The sequence below is a fragment of the Sphingomonas sp. ASY06-1R genome (genome assembly GCF_052180265.1).
GTDB lineage: Bacteria > Pseudomonadota > Alphaproteobacteria > Sphingomonadales > Sphingomonadaceae > Sphingomonas_I.
The window spans coordinates 1432723-1452164 of sequence record NZ_CP197464.1 but is presented as its reverse complement, the minus strand read 5'-3'; the positions used below and the strand labels follow the sequence as shown (position 1 = coordinate 1452164).

Here is a 19442-nt window from a genome sequence, read left to right as displayed (position 1 = left end):
TACGCAACAAACCTGCGACGCCGGATCGATTCTTAGCCGAATCCAGTCATAACCAGGTGATTAGGACCTAATGGTAACAAGATTGCAATACCAAAAATGCGCATAGTGCTAATTTGGTATTGTAGTGGTATGCGCAATGCGGCAAGAGAGGCTATCTATGGGGCAGCACATATTCGTTGAGCGGGTCGGCCGCTTATCCGCTGGAGACAGCGCTCCGCTCTATCTGCAACTGCAGCGCGTTCTGCGGCAGGCGATCGAGTCACAGATATTGTCGGCGGACGAGGCGTTACCGGCCGAGCGCGATTTGGCGACCGCATTCGAAGTTTCGCGGGTTACGGTTCGTAAGGCGCTGGACGGCCTGGTCGACGCGGGATTGCTGACCCGGCGACACGGTGCGGGAACGTTTGTCGCGACGCGCGTCGAGAAGAATTTTGCGACGATCACCTCGTTCACGGAAGATATGCAGGCCCGTGGCCGCCATCCGCATAGCGAGTGGCTGGCACGATCGGAGGGGTTGGTGACGCCCGAGGAAGCAATGGCCCTGGGGCTGAGCCCCGGCACCCGGGTCTACCGTTTTACCCGGGCCCGCTACGCCGACGATCAATCGATGGCGCTGGAAATTTCCACGGTCCCCGCCGATTGCCTGGCCTCGCTCGATGCGGTGGAAGAGTCGCTCTATGCCGCGCTCGGCGATGCCCGGCCCGTTCGTGTGCTGCAGCGCTTGCGCGCAATCCTGTTCACTGCGGACCAGGCAGCATTGCTGGAGATCGACGCGGGGGCACCCGCGCTTGAGATCGAACGGCGTGGTTATGCCCAGGACGGCCGCACCGTGGAATTCACCCGCTCGCTCTATCGTGGCGACAGCTATGATTATGTCGCCGAATTCGGCACGGGTGCGAGTTGATCCAGATGCCCGACCCCCAAACGACCCTGATGTTCGCCGAAGCGCACGAGGCGGCCGCCGTCCTGCGCAGGCAATATCTTAGCAATGCCGAGCGCATCGCAGCCTTGGCGGCGCGACTGCGCCGACAACCGCCGCAGGTCGTGGTCACGCTTGCGCGCGGCAGCTCAGACAATGCCGCGACCTTTGCGCGCTATCTGATCGAAACCCGGCTGGGCATCCTCACCAGCTCCGCTTCGCCTTCGATCGCGTCGGTCTATGAGGCGGCCCCCGATATGACCGGCACCATGCTGCTCGCCATATCGCAGTCAGGACGCAGCCCCGATTTAATCGCGGCCGCCACGGCAGCCAGGGAACGGGGCGCATTCGTCGTCTCGCTGGTGAATGACGAGCATTCGCCTCTGTTCGCACTGGCGGACGTGGCGATACCGTTGGATGCCGGTGCCGAGAAAAGCGTTGCCGCCACCAAATCCTTTATCGCCACGCTGGGCGCGATCCTCCATATCCTTGCCGAATGGAGCGAGGATGCCGCGACGCGCGCGACGGTTCTGGCCCTGCCCGATTTGCTGGATCGGGCGTGGGCCGCGGACTGGTCTCCTGCCCTGCCGATCCTGAACCAGGCCGACCATCTTTATGTCGCCGGCCGTGGCCACGGTCTGGGCGTGGCACAGGAAATGGCGCTGAAGTTCAAGGAGACCTGCGGCATCCATGCCGAGGCGTTCAGCGCCGCGGAGATACGGCACGGCCCGATGGCGCTCGTCGGCCCGCAATTTCCTGTCCTGTTGATCGCGCAGAATGACGGAACGCAGGACAGCGTGCGTACGCTGGCCGGCGCTTTTACGCAGCGCGGCGCGCCCGTGCTGGTCGCAGGCCTTGGCGAAGGTCCCGGCACGGCGCTTCCGACGCTTGACGCGGATCCGCTCATCCAGCCGATCCTGATGACCCAAAGCTTCTACAAAATGGTGAACAGTCTTTCCGTGCAACGCGGGCATGATCCGGATCGCCCCCCGACCCTTGCGAAGGTTACGGAAACGGTCTGATGGCGCTGGGCCTTATCAATGGGCGGGTGATGCTGCCGGCCGGACTGCGTGACGACATCTGCGTCATCGTCGAGGGCGACCGGATCAGCGCGCTGGCGCACGAGCTGCCGTCGGGCGCGGAGCGGATCGATCTGGGCGGCAAGACGCTGCTGCCCGGCTTCATCGACACGCAGGTCAATGGCGGCGGCGGCGTTCTGTTCAATGACGATCCCAGCGTCGAAACGATCCGGATCATCGGGGCAGCGCACCGGCGGTTCGGCACGACCGGCTTTCTGCCCACGCTGATCAGCGACGATCTGGACGTTGTCGCGCGCGCGATCGAGGCGGTCGATCAGGCCATTACGGCGGGTGTACCCGGCGTGCTCGGCATCCACATCGAGGGACCATTTCTCAGCCTGGCGCGGCATGGCATTCACGATCCCGGTAAGATCCGCCGGTTCGGCGCGGACGCCGTCGATCTGCTGTCGTCCGCACGATTTGGGCGTACCTTGGTGACGCTCGCACCCGAGGAGGTCGATCCGATCGCGATCCAGGCGCTGACAGCGCGCGGCGTGGTCGTGGCCGCCGGCCATACTAATGCCGATTATGAAACGGTGGTGCGGGCGGTGGATCATGGCCTCACCGGCTTCACCCACATCTTCAACGCCATGTCGCCACTGATGAACCGCGCGCCGGGTGCCGTCGGCGCGGCCCTGGACGACGATCGCACCGTCGCCGGCATTATCGTTGATGGACATCATCTCCATCCGGCCGCCGTGCGTATTGCGTTGCGGGTCAAGGGACCGGATCGTTTGATGCTGGTGACCGACGCTATGCCCAGCGTTGGCACGGACCAGACCGAATTCCTCCTTCAGGGTCGCCATATTCATGAGGAAGACGGGCTTCTTCGTGACGACCAGGGGGTGCTCGCCGGGTCGGCGCTCGACATGGCGCGCGCCGTGCGCAACCTGATGCTCCAGACAGGCGCCAGCCTGCGTGATGCGACGGCCATGGCGTCTTCCGTTCCTGCCCGCTTCGTGAAGGTCGACGATCAGACCGGAACCATCGCCGCCAGCCTGCGCGCGGATCTGATCCTGGTCGATGACGATCTGAATATCCTGCGCAGTTGGATCGGCGGGCGCGAACTCAGCGCGGTGTAGCCCGCAAGCGCGGGAAGCCCAGCATGGCGAGCCAGGCGACGATCATGCCGACCAAAGGCAGCAGGGCGGTCAGCATCACCAATCGGTCCAGCACGCCTTCCGGCTGGACGGTGCGCGCGACATAGCCCGACGCCGTCAGCAACGTCCCGAAAACCGCCACGGCTATGCCTTGCGCCACTTTTTGCAGCAGCGCGGCGATACCGAACAGGAACACATCCATGCGTGGGCTGCCGTCCGGGGCGCCATGCTGCACCACATCGGGCAGCAGCGCCCAGAAGCCGAAGAACAGGCCTTGGCCGCCGACATAGAAGAGCGCGCACAGCATTTGAGCAGCGAGTGCATGTGTCGGTCGCACGCTGAGCAAGAGCGTCAGGGCCGCTACCGCGATCGCCGCACTGGCCTGCCATTGCGCACGATGACCGAAGCGGGCCGCCCATGCCATCCACATCGGGACGGCGACCACTCCGGCGATCGCCATGCCGGCCAGTGCGGTGGATCCCGCAGCCACGTCGCCGACCTGATATTTGAAATAATACGGAACGGCCCGCGTGATCACACCCATCGCGGCGGCCGCCCCGCAAATCCCCAGATTGATGGCCAGGAAAGCGCGATTGCCAATGATGGCAAGCATGATGTCGCCGGCGCCGACATCGGGACGCCTTGCTCTGATCACGGGTGGGGACATGCGCATCCCGCCCACGGCGAACAGCAGGATGGTCGCGACGATCGCCAGCACGGCCGCGACCGCTGCATAGCCCCAGTCGGTGTAGCGTGTCTGGCTGGCCCAATCCACGCTCGCCTTCGTGCCGGTCGCCACCAACAGCGCGGCAACGCCCCCAAATATCATGCGCAGGCCGGCGATCCGCGACCGGCTGATACTGTCCGGCGCGATATCAATCGTAAGGGCTGCATACGGCACGTTCACCGCAACGTAGAAGGTGCGGAACAGCATGTTGGCGATCAGCCCGAAGGCGATCAACCCGGCGCCCTGTATCGGCAATGGCATGTAGAGCAGGACGAAGGCCAAGGCCAACGGAACGGCGTAGAGACGCACAAAGGCGCGGGCGCCCCGTCGATCCGCGGCAATGCCGATCAACAGGCCGGCGACGCCATCCCATATGGAGGCCGCCATCACGATCAGCCCGGCCGCCGCCGCCGACATGTCGAGCGTGTCGGTGTAGAAGAATAACAGGTAGAAGCTGATGCTCTGCCAATACAGGTTGCAGGCGAAATCGCCGCTCGCGAAAAGCAGGCTCCTTCCCCATCCCAGCGGCCGTGTTTCGCCGTCGGTTGCGCGATCCGCGAAAGTTACGCCGCAACTCCTGCAAGGTTACCAGCGGGGCTGTGCGTGGTAGCGCGCACCACCAATTTCGGCGTGTACATTTCCACGGCTGCATCCTGGCTGGTACCGGCAATCCATTCGATCAGGCGCACGACCGCCCTGGCGCCCATGTCGGCAATGCCGATCCGCGCCGTCGTCAGATCGAGATAGCGGGCGATGGGAACATCGTCGAACCCGGCGACGGCAACGTCCTCCGGCACACGCACGCCCGCCGCGCTCAGCGCCTGCAGGCAGCCGACGGCCATCATGTCATTGGCCGCAAAGACTGCGTCGACCTCGATCCCGCGCGCCAATATCTGCTCCGCAGCAGCCCGCCCGCTTTCCTCTTTGAAGTCGCCGAACAGCACCACAATGCGCGCATCGGGCGCATGTTGGGCCATGGCTTCCTCGAAGCCCGCCCGCCGCTCCCGCGCATCGCCATTGCGTTCGGGTCCGGCGATATGGACGATCGACCGGCGACCCAGTTCGGCAAAATGCCGGGCGATCACGGCGGCGCCTGCCCGATTGTCGATCTGTAGCGAAGGACGGCCGGGGATCGCCCCGGCGGCATTGAGGAATATCGTCGGCAGGCCGCGCGGGAGCGACGCGACCCACTCGTCGGACTGCATCTGGGGGCACATGATCAGCAACCCGTCGACCCGGCCATGCATGGCGCGCAGCACCTGCGCCGCTTGCACGGGATCGGGATGCATGTTGGACAAGAGCAGCTGCAGGCCGTTCCGGGTCGCTTCCCGATCCATGCCGCGCACGATTTCCGAGAAGAACTCACCATGCAGGTCGGGCAGCACCACCCCGATCGCGTTGGATCGCGCCATGCTCAGGCTGCGGGCCCCCGCATGCGGAACATAGCCCAGCTGATTGGCGACGGCGACGATACGTGCCCGGGTTTCCGGGCGCACGCTCTTATGGCCGTTAAGAGCCCGTGATACGGATGCGACGGACAGCTGTGCCTGTCGCGCCACGTCGCGAATTGTTGCCTCCGCCATTGCGCCCCACATCCTTAATCGCAGGCGCCATCCGACCGGGCCGGGATATTCTCGCTGCGAAGGACGGATGTAACCCGCCGCTGGATCAGGGACAAGTCGGCACCACCGCTGGGCACGCTAAAGCGGTGGTGGATGAGGATTGGCGGGGCGGTGATCAGTTCTGATCGCGGTCTTGTTGGTATCGCGGCGGTCCGCGCCTAATAGTCAAAGTTCCTTATATGCATCTTGTGGTCCTCTCTTCGCTCAGCCCCTTCCTGGCATGGCTGGATATTGCAGGCGTAGCTGTGTTTGCCGCGTCCGGGGCGCTTGCCGCTGCAAGGGCGCAGCGGACGATCGTCACCTTCTGTTTCTTCGCCCTCCTCACCGGGACCGGCGGGGGCACAATCCGCGATCTTTTGATCGGCGCCCCTGTTTTCTGGATGCACCGCACTTTGCCGGTGGCGATCTGCCTGACGGTTGCCACCCTGGTTTGGATCACGCCGCAACGCTGGTGGTCGAGCAGGGCGATCGACTGGTTCGATGCGGTCGGCCTCGCCGCTTACGCCGTCTATGGCGCGAGCAAGGCGATCAACGCGGGGGTGCCGCCGCTGCCCGGTGCCCTGATGGGCGTGGTCACAGCCTGCCTTGGGGGGATCTTGCGCGATGTCGTGGCCGGTGAGCCCTCCATCATCATGCGCCCGGAAATCTATGTGACCGCAGCCGCCCTCGCGTCCGGTCTGTTCGTAGCGCTCAGTATGGCCGGCCTCCCCAGCTTCTGGCCGGCGGCAATCGGCGCTGCGGCAGGCTTCGCACTGCGCGCACTGGCAATCTCGCGCGGTCTCGCGCTACCTGCCTACCGGGGTTGATCAGGCATGCTGCACGTCGTCCACCACCCCGATTATATATCGCCGGCCGCGCCGGGGAGCAGCTTTCCCCACGACAAATATGGCCTGGTCATGATGGCGCTGAAGGAAAGCGGCGCAGCGTTCACCGTGCATCGGCCGGATCTCATGCCGCGCTCCTGGATCGAGCTTGTTCACGACGCATCCTACGTCGATGAAGTACTGGCCTGCCGCGTGCCGCCCGATAAGGTCCGCCGCATCGGCTTTCCCGTGACGGAGCGGGTTTCCCGTCGATCGCAATTGTCTCCCGGGGGGACCTACCTCGCCGCGCGTCTTGCCATGATCCACGGTTATGCCGCCAATAGCGCGGGCGGCAGTCATCATGCGCTTGCCGATACGGGGGCGGGATATTGCGTCTTCAACGACCTCGTCATCACGGCACGCCGCCTGCTGGCCGAGAATGTGACCGAGCGGGTCATGATCGTCGACTTGGACGTGCATCAAGGCGACGGGACCGCCGCCCTGACGGCGGACACCCCGGATATCTTCACCCTGTCCTTACATGCCGAAAAGAACTTTCCGGTCCGCAAAGCACGATCCACTTTGGATGTCGGGCTTCCGGACGGGACCGGCGACGCGGATTATCTGGCCATTCTCGCCGACGAACTTCCGCGCGCCTTGGACAACTTCCGCCCGTCGATCATCCTCTATCAGGCGGGCGTCGATCCGCACGCCGGCGACCGGCTGGGGCGGCTTGCGCTCAGCGACGCCGGGCTGGAAGCGCGCGACCGCTATGTAGCGCGCGAAGCCAAGCGACGCGGCATTCCGTTAGCGAGCGCGCTCGGCGGCGGCTATGGCGCGGATCGCATGGCAGTGGCCAGGCGGCATGCCGACACGATGATCCACCTTGCCGATGAAATTGCGCAGCCGGTGGAATAGATTCACCCGGCCATTGGATGATGACGGGCATGGCGGTTTGCCGCCGCCATGCCCCTCATCGCTTATTGCAGCGCCAATACCGCGACCGATGCCGCCGGCAGCGTAACCATAAGCTTGCCCGCCTCCCGACGCGCCGCGATCGGGCGCGGTTGCACCGTGTTGGGCGCGGCGAAGCTGTTGACCGCGTCCACCTTGGTTGCGCTCAGCACCTGACCGGACGCGCCGTTGGCGGTCACGCCGGCAACGTCGATCGCCACGTCAGCCGGGGCGTTGGGATCCAGATTGACAACCGACACCCACGTCTTGCCGGCCGTGTCGCGGGCCGCGACGACGTCGACGCGCGGCATCTCCACCTTGCCGTGCCGGTACAAGCCAGGCGTGTACGAAGCCGGCAGCGCGGTCGCACCCTGGAAAGGCACATACAGCTTGTAGACGTGATAGGTCGGCGTCAGCACCATCTTCGGCCCGTCGGTCAGGATCATCGCCTGGAGGACGTTGATCATCTGCGCGATGTTCGCGAGCCGCACGCGATCCGCGTGGCGCATGAAGATATTCAGGTTCACCGCCGCCAGCAGCGCGTCACGCTGCGAATTTTGCTGCTGCAGGAAGCCGGGATTGCTGCCCGGCGTCGGCGCGAGCCAGGCACCCCATTCATCGACCACAAGGGCAAGCTTCTTGTCGGGATCATATTTGTCCATGATCCCGGCCTGCTTGGCGATGAGCGTATCCATGCGGAACGCCTCGCCCAAAGCGATCGCATATTCGTCTTCGCCGAAACCCGTGCTCGGCAAATGCGGCGGCCACCCGCCTACGACATAATTGTGCAGCGACACGCCCTCAATGTCCCAGCTCCAGACCTTGTCTTTCCAGGCCTTCATTACGGCCTCGGTGTAGTCGCTGTTCAGGCTATCCCACCCCACCGCGATCCGCTTCGTCGCCGTAGCGCCTGTCTGCGCGGGATCGAGGTTGCGCGTATAATGGGCGAAGCGCTTCATCTCCTCGACATAATGATCGGCGGACATTGCACCGCCGCAGCCCCAATTCTCATTGCCGAGACCGACATATTTGATCTTGTAGGGAGCCGCATGTCCGTTGGCGGCCCGTTCCTTGGCAAGCGTCGTCGGCTTGTCCGCGGTCATATATTCGAACCAGTCTGCCGCCTCTTCGGCGCTGCCCGATCCGATATTGACGGACAGATAGGCGTCGGCGCCGATCTGCTGAAGGAAATCAAAATATTCGTGCGTCCCAAAGCTGTTGGGCTCGATCACATTGCCCCAACTCGCATTCAGCGTGCGTCGACGGCTGGCCTGCGGACCTACGCCCCAACGCCAGTGATATTCATCGGCGAAGCAGCCGCCCGGCCACCGCACGTTGGGCACCCGGATTGCCTTCAGCGCCGCGACGACATCGGATCGGATGCCGCGCACATTGGGTATCTTGGAATCGCGGCCGACCCAGACGCCGCCATAGACGCCCGTCCCCAAATGCTCCGCAAACTGGCCGAAAATGTCGCGGTCGATCCGTGCGCCCGGCTTGCTGGCGTCAATCCGCACATCCACGCGCGATGCCGCCAGGGCGACAGTGCCGTACAGCGCCATGGCCGCACATGCGACACCCCTGCCCAACCGCCATGCCTTCATCTCGATCTCCCCCGTGCGCGCCTTGCTATGCGCCAGCCAATTACTCAGACAATTTCGGGGGGTCAACGTTCGTCGCAATCCTGAACGGCGCCGGAGGCAAATGAAGATCCTGCGATGCCAGCCGCTTAACATCGGCTTCTGGTGAATTCACGCAACCATCCCAGGACAGTGCCGTTGCTCAACCATCATGATGGCACACCCTCCTTCCGACTATGACAAACCCAACCCGATCGGGTTCGGCGCGTGAACGAAGAGATTTCCCACATCGGCCTGCTGGATGACGAGGCGATCATGCTTGACGCCGCTGCGCTGGAATTGGCGCGGCTCGACCATCCCGGCCTCGATCTCGATCCCTATCTCGCGATCCTCAACACCCTCACCAATCGGCTTGCGATCCTGGGCGAGGATGCGGACACGGCCGAGAAGCAGGCCCTGATCCTGGCGCGGGTAATAGCAAGCGAGTTCGGCTTCCACGGCGACAGTGTAAGCTATGACGATCCTGCCAATACCGACATGATCCGCGTGATCGATCGCCGGCGTGGTCTGCCGATCAGTCTGGCGATCCTTTACGTCGCCGCGGCACGGCGGGTCGGGTGGCCGGCCGATCCGTTAAACACGCCCGGCCATGTGCTGGTGCGCATCGGCGCGGGCACGGCGCCGCTTCTGATCGATCCGTTTGACGATGGCGCGATCCTGGGACCACAGGATCTTACGCACCTGCTCCAGCGGATATTGGGCCGCGAAGTCCAGCCGCTGGCCGACCACGTCGCGCCAATGACCAATCGCGCGGCACTGGTCCGGCTTCTGATGAACCAGGCCAGCCGCGCTGAAAAGGTAAGCGATGCCGGCCGCGCGCTCCTGCTGCTCCAGCGCATCACGACGATCGATCCCAGCGGAGCGCATGGCTGGTGGGCCCGCGCGCGGCTGGAGCTGGTTGCCGGTGACGTCACCGCCGCGCGCGCAAGTCTCAGCGCGATCCTGGAGGTGACGCGCGATCCGAAAATGCGGGAGCATGTGGCGGCCGCGATGGACGGCTTAACCGGTCACGCCCGCTAACAGCAGGCGCGCCATCAACGCTTAGTCTTCGATGGAGTCGGCGCCTTCCGGCTCTTCCTTGTCACGGTCCTCGCTGGTGGGATTCTCCGCCTCGCCGTGCACGATATCGAGGTATAGGCCCGCCAGCTGGTAATGCGCTTTCACGACACCCGGATGGGTCGCAGATTGCGCCAGTTCGAGTTCTGCCTCAGCCCGTTTCTCGAAATATTCCTGTTCCGGGTCCATCTTGTCTTCAGGCTTAGTCATGCCTTGGCCGATGCACGCCAGCGCTCGGATGCGCAATAATCTGCGTTACAGAATTGGGATTTGAACCCTGCATCGGCACGCCCTGACGCCGATCAGCCTACGGGCGCGCTTTATCCGGCGAAACCTCTTGCCCGGCTGTCCGGGGCTATGCGCACCACAAAACGCTCTTCACCAGATGCGGTTTGGCACATCCCTTCGCCGGCAGCGGCAAGGGCTGGCCCGGTCGCCACAGTCCGAGCCGTTGCTGAATATCCGGCATCTCGGCATCGATCACCGCAAGGGAATTGTTATCGCCATAACGCGTTCCGCTGCGATAACGCAGCACCTGCCGATAGGCGCTACCGGCCAGGCGACTTACCGTGATCCAATAGCCGAACGGCGCGTTCTGCGTCGGTTCCGCCGATATGACGGCGCCGCGCAACGCCCCGGCGGCGACATAGCGGATTTCCTGATTGTTATTGCGGCCGACAAAATACCGGTAAGCCGGCACGAATGTGTCGCGAGCGCGATCATAGCTGAGCAGCGCCATGGCATGTCGATAATCGCCATTACCGGCATGCAGACTGTTCACCTCAATCCGCAATAACGGGGTATTGTCGGTGGGGTGGACCAGAGACGGCGTAGCCAGATAATGCGGCTGGAAGAAATCGTCCTTCGCGTCATCGCCGGGGGCCAGCAGCAGTCGATCCAGCGGCGGCTGGCAGATACGGCCGCCATCCTTGCTGATACAAAAGGCGATGGCACCGTCTTCGGTTTCGCCGGACGGCGTATCGCTGACCGGCGGCCCCTGCCTGGCGGTGAGGCGCCACGGCGATCGCGTTGCAAACGGCTTGGACAGATCCAGCGAGGCGATCGTCTTCGTCGGAGGCGCCGCAATGCCAGTGGTCGCGGCAAGGCCCGCCAGGATTGCCGTGATCAACGCACTTCGTCTTGTCATCCGATGCTCCTTGCGATGCGCCTACGCATCCCCACCCTGCGCCGATCCGGATCGGCGATCGCGCCGGTCCGGACATCACTCGCTCCGCCTATGAATAGAAAGGGATACGCGCCAGTTTCCAGCTGGTGCCGACGGGCACGAAAACGCGCTGATCGCCGACATCTTCCGCATCGAGCAAATATTCGCCCGCTGCGATCGGTCCCCCCACTTCACCGTCATCCACACCGTGTCGGAAGCCACGTACCCGGTTGGCACGGATCGCCGCGACGACTGCAGGCGTAAAGATACGGTCATACTTTGCCAGGAATTGGGCACGGTCCCGGCTGGCGGCCGAGTCAGGGCTCACCTTGCATGCCTTATCGCCGGGCTCGCAATAATTGCCGGAGCGGAAGTCCTTAAAAGGAAATTGCGTCATGCTGGCGACGGCGTTTCGATCCCCCTTCAGCACGGCCGTGCGGAACGCTACGAAGAAGCCGTGGAACCTTGCCGCTTGCGCATTCTGTGCCGGCGTCGCCGCCTGCGCCGGGAACGAAATCTGCATCGATGCTGTTGCCAGCGTTGCTATTGCCGAAAGCCACACGAAACGTCGCACGATCACCGGTTCCTCAATTGATCCATGTTAGCAACATCTGTAATAGTGTCGCTTCCACCGGTACAGACGTTTTCGCCGCAACTCGTCGGATTGAAGTCAAACGATTGCAAAGGGTCGCTCTCGATGCTTTCTTTGAATGGCTTGCCAAAACGGTAGACGGCCCGCCCGGCACCGGCCCCCGCCCACACCCACTATAAGGATCCCTGATGACGCGTTTGTCATGGCTCATCGCCACGCTGGTCGTGAGCCTTTTCGCCGCATCAGCCGCTCAGGCCATCAGCTGCGGCAAGGCGGACAACGGCATGGAACGGCTGATCTGTTCCGATGCCCGCCTGCGCCAGGCCGATACTGCAATGAACGCCTCCTATGTCCGCCTGTTAAAATCCACCGGCGAGGCCGACATCAAGGCTGCCCTGATCACCAGCCAGAGGCGCTGGCTCGCAAGCCGCGACGGACAGCTTGGCCGGTTGGGGGAAGGGCCCGGCGCCGTGAGCGGGGCAGCGTGGCGCGCGATCGTGCTCAAGGCTGTCCAGGATCGGGCCGCTGCTCTTATTCGCATCGATACGGGGGATACCGGGTTACCGCGGATGATCGCGGTGGCGCGCCGGCAACGCGCGTTCGCAGCCCGCTTCACAGGCGGCGCCTATGCGGGCTTCCAGACATCGTGCAGCTTTGTGCCAAGCGGCGGCGGCTATGTATATGCGTGCTTCGGTCGCCAGCATTTCCAAAATCGGGATCGCGTCTGCAGCGTCGATCAGGAATGGGCGAGCGGTTCCATGAGTGAGACGCGTGTCGTCGGCCGTATAACCGACGGCACGCTGACGACGATCGCGGCATGTTCGATCGGCAACGACGCCTATCCTTCATGCCCTAATCCGAACGCGCCTGCCGAAGCGGGATGGAGCGCGGCATCAGGCAGCCGCATGCCCCCTTCCCTGCCGCTGCAGAAGATCGACGTCGATGTGGATGTCGACACCAGCCCCGGTTGGCTGTCGACCTGCCTCAACCGGCCCGATTATCCCCCCATGGCCATTGCCAAGAAGGCACCGAAGAAGCGCCGTCGGTAACAGACCGACAGCCGCCGCAACCCTGCTCGTGCGCGAAAATGCCAGGCGCGTTGCGGCAACCATAGACTCGGGGGAAAGCGCGCCGCATGTCGATCGCAGTCCGGCTCATCCCCGATCGCAAAGGAGCAATCATGAAGACACTGTTCAGTACGATTCCTGCGTTTGCCGCAATGTTGATCTTCGGCGGAAGCGCCGCGCAGGCAGCAGGCAAAGCCTGCCCCGCCACCACGTTCCCCAAGTTCCTTACCGCATTTGCGGCGGATCCCGCGCTTCAGCGGGCTCATACCCGCATCCCGCTCTCCTACGAGACGATCGACGCCACCGCCCAACCTGAACCGCGCACGGTGCGCAAGATGCTGGATGCCAAAACAATCCGCTTCCCGATCATGCCGTCACCGGTCGAGCAAAAGAAGAAGCATATGACTTCGCTGAACAAGGTCGTTCCAGGCGGCATGGAGGTAACCCTTCGGGCGGGCGAAACCGACGAGCAGCTTCGCTTCTTCTTCCGCCAGGAAAGTGGCTGCTGGACCCTGCTGCGCAAGAGCGACGATTCGTTATGACCGACCATCGGCGGACAGCCATCGTCATGCGCGGCACAAGGCTCGCGCATTAACGGGGATACGCAATCGACCATCTTCGGGTGCGAGAGGGGCCGTGTGTTACAGATCGCCCGCGACGTGGTGCTGATGGACCTGGGCAGCCCCAGCCGCGACACGCTGGAAGAAATGCTGGTTCCTGGTGCGGGCGCTCAGCGAGGATATGCCGACCCTGAGCCTGCGCGATCAGCGCGCGATGGGTGGCGGGGCGAAAGCAAGAACTTCGCCGCTGTAGCGCTCGACCACCGCGCTGATCGGATCGCCATTGGGGAGGAGCAGGACCGCATGATTTTCCAGCACGATATTCGGCACGTCCAGCGCGGCCTGGATCGGCCATTGCGATACCGCCAGCGCCGCCCAATCGGCTGGCAAGGGCGACCAGACATGCTTGCTGGCAATGGTGAAGCGCCGGAATTGCAGCGGTTTGGCAGCACGCCCGAACGGGATATCGGTGGTGTCGAGCTGGCGGTTGATCGCGGCCGTCAGCCTGGCCGGCACATACCAATTATCCGCATCCGACAAAATGTGCGCGCCGCAGCGTAGGCGCACATGCCGATAGCCCACCACCTCGGCAGGGCCGACTTTCAGCAACGTGCGGACTGCGTCGGGGACGCCACGATCCCCGTCATGGACCCGTTCCGCAACGATCTTCGGATCGACCGCCATGTGATGCGCTGCGCACCAGTCGTCGAGGACGAGCGTCGCGCTGTCCTGCGCTAGCAGCTGGTCGCTCAATGCATGAAGCGCCACATCGGCGGCGAGACGCCCCTGCACCGTCGCCGACCATGCGGGCCGCTGCGTCTCAGCCTTGGCCGACACGGGCATCAGGATCAGCACTGCCGGCGCCAACCACGCCCGAACCGCGCTTCGCTTCGGCCGCGCGCGATCCCGCTTCGTCATATCTCACGTCTCCTGGCATAATGAGGGGGTAAGCGGTGGCGCCGCATCAGAACCGAACCGTCGTCGCCGTACCGGAATAGGAGATGCGCCGGGTCGCGGGCAACATGTCCATCCCGCCCTTGCTGCGGTTCTTGACCAGTATGAGGTTCAACTGCCGTGTCGGTGTCATGCCCGGAAAGCGGCCCTGCCGCGCGCCGATCGTCAGCGTCCTGGCGGCATCGTTCCACACCAGGTCGTAGGTCGCGCGCGCACCCTTCTCATAGGCGTAGGTCTCGTTGTCATCCTCATAGAGGGTGAAGCGCGCATTTGCGCCCGGATAGATCCGCACTTCATAGGGCGCGCCCGGGTCTTGCGTCGCATATTGGACGTTGGGCCCGAGCGGCACGATCGATCCGGCGCGCACGTACAGCGGCAACAGGTCGAGCGGTGTCTTCCGCGTCACCCGCCGGCCGCCGTCGAAGCGCTGATTGGTCCAGAAATCAAACCAGCCGCTGCCCGCTGGCAGATAGGTCGTCATGCGTTCGTCGAGCGCCGCTTTAGCGCCGCCCAACGCCTGCCGCTCGCTCGGCAGCCGCCACGCCAGCCGCAACACGCGATTGCCGTCGACCTGATAATAATCGATCCCCACGCGGACGGTCTGCCCCTTGCGGAGGGTGACGGTGGCCCCCTTGTGCCGCGCAGCACCCGCAGCCCAATCCTCAACGACGATTTTATCGTCCAGCCGCAGGCGGAAGCCGTCATTGCCCTCCACGCCGATCTCATATTCGCCGTCTTCGGGTGCGGTGATGGTACCGTCCCATTTGGCGGAGAAATGCTGCAGGTTGCGGAGGCCCGCAGGAACCTCGGCCAGCGGCGGATCGGGCCAGGTATGATCCACCTTCAGGTCGACGAAACGGCTCTTTGGCGTCTCGAAATTTTCGCCTTCGAAATATTGCCCTGCAAGCCCCGGCTGGCCGTCCGGTGTGTGCAGATAGTCGACCGGTATCGTCGCCGCGGGCGGCGGCAGGATGTTGTACATCGCGCGCGTCACCGGATGGACCAGGAAAGACGGGCCGAACATGAAGCTGTCGTTGATCGTGTCGGTCGCCCGATCGTCCGGAAAATCCATCATCAACGGCCGCATCAGCGTGTAGCTGTCCGCCGTCACCTTCCAACTCAGGCTGTAGATATAAGGCAGCATGCGGTAGCGCAGCCGCGTGCTCTTCAGCAGGGACGCATAGACCGCGGGGTCTATCGTCCTGAACAGATACGGCTCGCGCTCCACATTGGTGCCGTGAATGCGCATGATCGGATTGAAGGCGGAGAATTGCAGCCACCGCGCGTAAAGCTCCCGCCAGGCCGCGTTCTTCTCGCCGCCCGGAAAGTCCGCGACGAAAAAGCCGCCCGTGTCCTGCGTCCAATAGGGATTGCCGGTGACGGTCACATTGATGCCATCTGCCACCTGCTGCTTCAGCGTCTTCCAGCTCGCGAAAATGTCGCCGCTCCACGAGGCGGCTGCGGTACGCTGAGCGCCGGCCCAGGCGGATCGCGTCAGCGTGAAGACACGCTTGTCGCTCGTCGCGCGTTCGCCGTCATAGGTGCCCTGCGTCGTCAGCAGCGAATAAGGATTCAGATACCGCGTAAAGTCGCCCAGCGCGTTGCGTCCCAGCGCCTTGGTGTCGCGGATATTGTCCTGCGCATTCCACATCGCGCTCGACACCTCGATCTCGGTACCGTCCATCCACAACGCGTCGACGCCCTGGTCGAGCAAGCCGGACTTGATATATTTGAAATAGATCTGGCGGCCGAGCGGGCTGTATGCATCGTAGACGCGCGCATGTTTCGATATCCAGTGCAGCGGTTCGAAGCGCAATCCGTGCGCATCCAGTTCATGCGCCAAGGCCGTGTCGTTGCCGATGGACGGCCAGATCGACACCATCAATTTCATGTGCAGATCATGGACCTGCCGCGCCATGCCCGCCGGATCAGGATAGCGGGTAGGATCCCATGTCATCCCGCTCCAGCTACCGTCCTTGTCCGATCCCCAATATTGCCAATCCTGCACGATATAATCGAGCGGGAAGCCGTCCTTGCGGAAGGCGTGCGCGACGTCGAGCAATTGCGCCTGCGTCTTGTAACGCTCCTTGCTCATGAACAGGCCGAATGCCTGCTTGGGATACATTGGCGCTTGCCCGGTCAGCGCGCGATAATCGGCCACGACCGCATCTGGCGTATCACCGGCCATGAAATAATAATCGACGCCGCCGGGCGCGCTTTCGGCCCACATCGACGCGCCGCCGGCATCGTCCTTGAAGCGCATCTGGGAATAGGTGTCCCAAAGCACGCCATAACGCCGCGACGACATCAGCACGGGGATAATGATCCCGACATTCGTCTGGACCAATAACAGATCCTTGCCGCGCCGATTGCTCGTATCTTCGCCGTTGAAGCCCAGACCATAAACGGCCTCGTCCGGCCGCAGCGTGAAGCTGTTGCGCACCTCCAAGGTGGGCGCATTGGAAATCGTCAGTTTCTTGAGCGTTTGCGGTTCAGCCGCGGTCTCCTCGGTATAAAGCTGACCCGCAGGATCGAAGAAGCGCAGCGCGCCGTTGGTCTTGCTGATTTCGACGCGCAGCTTCTCGCTTTGCAAGGTCAACGCGTCCGCGGTCTCGACGAGGGTGAACGCCACCGGCTGCGGCTTGGCGATCACCGCCAGGCTGGGTGCGGTCCAGTAATTTTCGCCCAGGTTCGCGTTCACGCGAAGCGTTGCGGGACCGTAAAAGATCAGATTCTTGACGACCTGCCCAACCCGCACCTGCACGCCTGCACCCAGGCGCTTATACGCAAAGCCGCGCGTGGACGGTGCAACCACCGCCCGCAAATGCCCGCGCGCATCGAGACCGGAGTCACCCTGCGCAGCGCCCTGCGCTATCGCGGCGCTGGCCAAGGTGGCAGGGACGCTCAACGCCAGAAGCGTCGCCGGAACAATTGCATGACGCCCGATCTTCAAGCCACCCCTCCCAACCCGGTGTATCGGCAATGCGATGATCGCGTTGCCGTACAACCGGTCTTCGATGCTCAAGCGTGCCCGGAAAACCGTGGCCGCGATACATCAAAGCTGGGAAAATGCTCCACTCTGAACTGTCGTCAGAATGGAGCAGCAGGGATTGGAGTATCGACGTTCAGCGGGACGCGGCGGCTTCGCCCGTGAAAGGGCTTGGCCCGTCGCGATCACCCCATAAGGACGTCGACGCATCGTCTTTCGCCAGCCTCTTGCGAAAGCGGATATGGATCAGCCTGTGCTCCAGGATCCGCCCGCCGACCCATAAGGCAAAGAAGACGCCCATGATGACATAGGCGGTCGTCATCGACGGCTTGCGGTTGCGCTTTCCGATCTGATCGCCGCCCTTCTTTTTGTCGGGCTCGGGGGCTCCCAGGAACTTGTCGACCGGATTCATCGGCACTTCTTCGGCCTTGACCCTCGACCGCTTCTTCGCCGCTTCCGCCTTCGCCTTCACCACTTCGGGCGGGTTACGCCACTGATCGACAGCGACGCCAATCCTGCCGAGAGCGAAAAACAGGAGCGGCGCCAGAAAGCAGGCCAGCAGCGCGCGGCTCATCATATCATACCGCAATACGCCGCCGGACACACGCAAGCTGCCATTGTCAAAGATGGACATCTTGTCCTGGGGCAGCTGGTTCTTCTTGGTGAAGGTCAGCGTGTCGCCATCGATCCGATAGGTCGTATTCTTTTCCTCGAACAGGCTCTCGAGCTTGCCAAAGGCCTGCGCGGCCGAGTGGGATGGCTGCAGCGGCAGGCTCCCTCTCACCCGCCAAATCCAATCAATATACTTCAGGTTCACAGAACTGATCCTTTGCAAGCCGTCCGATTGCCGCACGTCATGGCTTGGTCGGCCGCCGGCCGGGCCGACGCGATGGGATGATGTGCGCGTAACAGGCTGCCGATCGCCCGGGCCCGCGGCGTCACTCCGCCGGCGCCGCTACCATCTGCCCGCGGTTCGCCCACTTCTGCTTCAGCACCTTGTAAGGCTCGGAGAAGGTGTAGTGCATCGTTTCCCAGATGGTCATGCGGCGCCCACCTTCCTGGCCCAGCAATTCCGCCTCGCCGTCCCGGCACGTGCCATGGATTCGATCGATGAAGATCCAGGTGCCTGAATAGTTGCTGCGGGTGCTGTCATAATCCTGGGCATGGTGCAGGCTGTGATGCTCGGTCGTGTTGAAGATCTTGAACCACCAGCGCGGCGTGTTGAACCGGATGTTGCAATGCTGATATTGGCTGACCGCCAGGCCAAACGCACCCGCCAGCAGGGCAGCGCGCGGCAGGAAATCGAACAGGCCGCCGATACCAAGGCCGATCAGGAAGATTTCGACCGGGTTACCGACACTGCCCTTCTGCACGTTCAGCTGGGTCAGATAGTGATGCGGCGCATGGGTGACCCAAAGCGGGTACCAATTATGCATCGCGCGATGCACCCAATATTGGAAATAGTCGCCGATAAGCGAGATCAGGAAGGCCTGCAGCAGCAGCGGCATCCCGATGAACCAGGCGAACTTCGCCATGTCGAACGTATCTTGGAACCAGGTGATGATGACATCGCTGTTGATCGGAGCGAAGAAAACCCTGACGAACATCATGCCCATCGCGACGTAGAAGACGTCACATGCCAGCTCTTTCCAGGTATGCTGCCAGCTCTTGTAGCGTGGGCTGATCCATTCCATCGTCAGCATCATGAGCCTGACGCCGTAGCCAATCCACAAGGTCACCGACGGTTTGATCCACGCGGCCGGCGCGTAATAATAGAAGGCGACAACGGCGAGCAGGAAGGCCGGCTGAAAATGAGTGAAGAAGAGCTGCTTCAGCGGCCCACCCTGTACTCTGCCCAGGCCGTCAAGCCCAACCGTGACCGGGGCGCTGACCATGTAAGACGGTTTTTCGACTGCGACAGTTCCGCTCATGTCAATCCCTAAGTAAGATAGCTAGATCGAGGGAAATCCAGGCGCTCTGTTACCGGATGACGGTAATTCTGGCGTTAAGTCGTTTAACGTAGAGGGCAATTTACTGGCCCGGTGGCAGAGTGACTCATCCGATGCGGCGTGCATGATTCTGCGCGTATCCTGGTCCGAGCTGGCAACCTCAACCAGGCTGTCGCAGCCCCGGCCCGCTGTCCAGACAGCAAGTATCTACCAGCAATGTCAGAGATTGCCGTCAGGCATGGCCGGCCATGGCGCGCCGACACGAA

Annotated in this window: 18 protein-coding genes and 1 pseudogene; 9 read left to right on the top strand and 10 right to left on the bottom strand. The window is 63.0% G+C overall.

Features of this window, described 5'->3' with window-relative positions:
* The first annotated feature begins 157 nt into the window (after positions 1-157).
* Genes ACSBM8_RS07105 through nagA form a run of 3 tightly spaced genes read left to right on the top strand, consistent with a single transcriptional unit; the run spans position 158 to position 3080 of the window.
* Positions 158-904: a GntR family transcriptional regulator gene (locus ACSBM8_RS07105; RefSeq protein WP_442680941.1), complete on the top strand. Its 747-nt coding sequence runs from the start codon at positions 158-160 to the stop codon at positions 902-904.
* 5 nt (positions 905-909) lie between these two features.
* A complete protein-coding gene (locus tag ACSBM8_RS07100; RefSeq protein ID WP_442680940.1) occupies positions 910-1941 on the top strand; it encodes an SIS domain-containing protein in 1032 nt (343 codons plus the stop codon).
* Complete coding sequence (gene nagA / locus ACSBM8_RS07095) at positions 1941-3080, top strand: N-acetylglucosamine-6-phosphate deacetylase (protein ID WP_442680939.1); 1140 nt, start codon at positions 1941-1943, stop codon at positions 3078-3080. The genes ACSBM8_RS07100 and nagA overlap by 1 nt, the downstream gene beginning before the upstream one ends.
* On the opposite strand, the gene ACSBM8_RS07090 is transcribed toward nagA, so the two are convergent.
* Both ACSBM8_RS07090 and ACSBM8_RS07085 read right to left on the bottom strand, forming a co-directional pair.
* A complete protein-coding gene (locus ACSBM8_RS07090) occupies positions 3067-4272 on the bottom strand; it encodes an MFS transporter (RefSeq protein ID WP_442681513.1) in 1206 nt (401 codons plus the stop codon). The two genes, nagA and ACSBM8_RS07090, sit on opposite strands and share 14 nt — an antisense overlap.
* Before the next feature lie 116 nt (positions 4273-4388).
* The gene (locus ACSBM8_RS07085; protein ID WP_442680938.1) at positions 4389-5408 is read right to left on the bottom strand and encodes a LacI family DNA-binding transcriptional regulator; all 1020 of its coding nucleotides are present in this window, start codon (positions 5406-5408) and stop codon (positions 4389-4391) included.
* A 218-nt stretch (positions 5409-5626) separates the two neighbouring features.
* Between ACSBM8_RS07085 and ACSBM8_RS07080 the strand changes: the two genes are divergently transcribed.
* On the top strand, positions 5627-6253 hold the full coding sequence (locus ACSBM8_RS07080) for a trimeric intracellular cation channel family protein (RefSeq protein WP_442680937.1): 627 nt from the start codon (positions 5627-5629) through the stop codon (positions 6251-6253).
* A 6-nt stretch (positions 6254-6259) separates the two neighbouring features.
* Positions 6260-7168 (top strand): histone deacetylase family protein, encoded by a 909-nt coding sequence (locus ACSBM8_RS07075; protein ID WP_442680936.1) that lies wholly within the window; start codon positions 6260-6262, stop codon positions 7166-7168.
* A gap of 62 nt (positions 7169-7230) precedes the next feature.
* On the opposite strand, the gene ACSBM8_RS07070 is transcribed toward ACSBM8_RS07075, so the two are convergent.
* Complete coding sequence (locus tag ACSBM8_RS07070) at positions 7231-8874, bottom strand: alpha-N-arabinofuranosidase (protein WP_442680935.1); 1644 nt, start codon at positions 8872-8874, stop codon at positions 7231-7233.
* A 177-nt stretch (positions 8875-9051) separates the two neighbouring features.
* Here ACSBM8_RS07070 and ACSBM8_RS07065 point away from each other — a divergent pair, with 177 nt between their 5' ends.
* Positions 9052-9864, top strand: coding sequence for a SirB1 family protein (locus ACSBM8_RS07065; protein ID WP_442680934.1), 813 nt, complete (start codon positions 9052-9054; stop codon positions 9862-9864).
* Positions 9865-9885: 21 nt separating this feature from the next.
* Here ACSBM8_RS07065 and ACSBM8_RS07060 read toward each other — a convergent pair whose 3' ends face one another.
* The 3 genes from ACSBM8_RS07060 to ACSBM8_RS07050 all read right to left on the bottom strand — a co-directional run bounded on the left by ACSBM8_RS07060 (position 9886) and on the right by ACSBM8_RS07050 (position 11588).
* Positions 9886-10110: a hypothetical protein gene (locus ACSBM8_RS07060; RefSeq protein WP_442680933.1), complete on the bottom strand. Its 225-nt coding sequence runs from the start codon at positions 10108-10110 to the stop codon at positions 9886-9888.
* 145 nt (positions 10111-10255) lie between these two features.
* Positions 10256-11047: a hypothetical protein gene (locus tag ACSBM8_RS07055; RefSeq protein ID WP_442680932.1), complete on the bottom strand. Its 792-nt coding sequence runs from the start codon at positions 11045-11047 to the stop codon at positions 10256-10258.
* 88 nt (positions 11048-11135) lie between these two features.
* Positions 11136-11588, bottom strand: a complete 453-nt coding sequence (locus ACSBM8_RS07050; protein ID WP_442680931.1) for a hypothetical protein — start codon at positions 11586-11588, stop codon at positions 11136-11138.
* 257 nt (positions 11589-11845) lie between these two features.
* On the opposite strand from ACSBM8_RS07050, the gene ACSBM8_RS07045 reads away from it, so the two are divergent.
* From ACSBM8_RS07045 to ACSBM8_RS07035, 3 genes and pseudogenes are all read left to right on the top strand, one after another.
* Positions 11846-12706, top strand: a complete 861-nt coding sequence (locus ACSBM8_RS07045) for a lysozyme inhibitor LprI family protein (RefSeq protein ID WP_442680930.1) — start codon at positions 11846-11848, stop codon at positions 12704-12706.
* A 131-nt stretch (positions 12707-12837) separates the two neighbouring features.
* Positions 12838-13266, top strand: a complete 429-nt coding sequence (locus tag ACSBM8_RS07040) for a hypothetical protein (RefSeq protein WP_442680929.1) — start codon at positions 12838-12840, stop codon at positions 13264-13266.
* 93 nt (positions 13267-13359) lie between these two features.
* Positions 13360-13470, top strand: a pseudogene (locus ACSBM8_RS07035) (two-component system response regulator); the annotation flags it as partial.
* Positions 13471-13488: 18 nt separating this feature from the next.
* Here ACSBM8_RS07035 and ACSBM8_RS07030 read toward each other — a convergent pair.
* The 4 genes from ACSBM8_RS07030 to ACSBM8_RS07015 all read right to left on the bottom strand — a co-directional run bounded on the left by ACSBM8_RS07030 (position 13489) and on the right by ACSBM8_RS07015 (position 19158).
* Complete coding sequence (locus ACSBM8_RS07030) at positions 13489-14202, bottom strand: hypothetical protein (protein WP_442680928.1); 714 nt, start codon at positions 14200-14202, stop codon at positions 13489-13491.
* A 46-nt stretch (positions 14203-14248) separates the two neighbouring features.
* The gene (locus ACSBM8_RS07025; protein WP_442680927.1) at positions 14249-17191 is read right to left on the bottom strand and encodes a TIM-barrel domain-containing protein; all 2943 of its coding nucleotides are present in this window, start codon (positions 17189-17191) and stop codon (positions 14249-14251) included.
* 172 nt (positions 17192-17363) lie between these two features.
* Complete coding sequence (locus tag ACSBM8_RS07020) at positions 17364-18044, bottom strand: hypothetical protein (protein WP_442680926.1); 681 nt, start codon at positions 18042-18044, stop codon at positions 17364-17366.
* A gap of 121 nt (positions 18045-18165) precedes the next feature.
* Positions 18166-19158 carry a sterol desaturase family protein gene (locus tag ACSBM8_RS07015; RefSeq protein ID WP_442680925.1) on the bottom strand — a complete coding sequence of 331 codons (993 nt, stop codon included), beginning with the start codon at positions 19156-19158 and terminating at the stop codon, positions 18166-18168.
* Positions 19159-19442 lie beyond the last annotated feature (284 nt).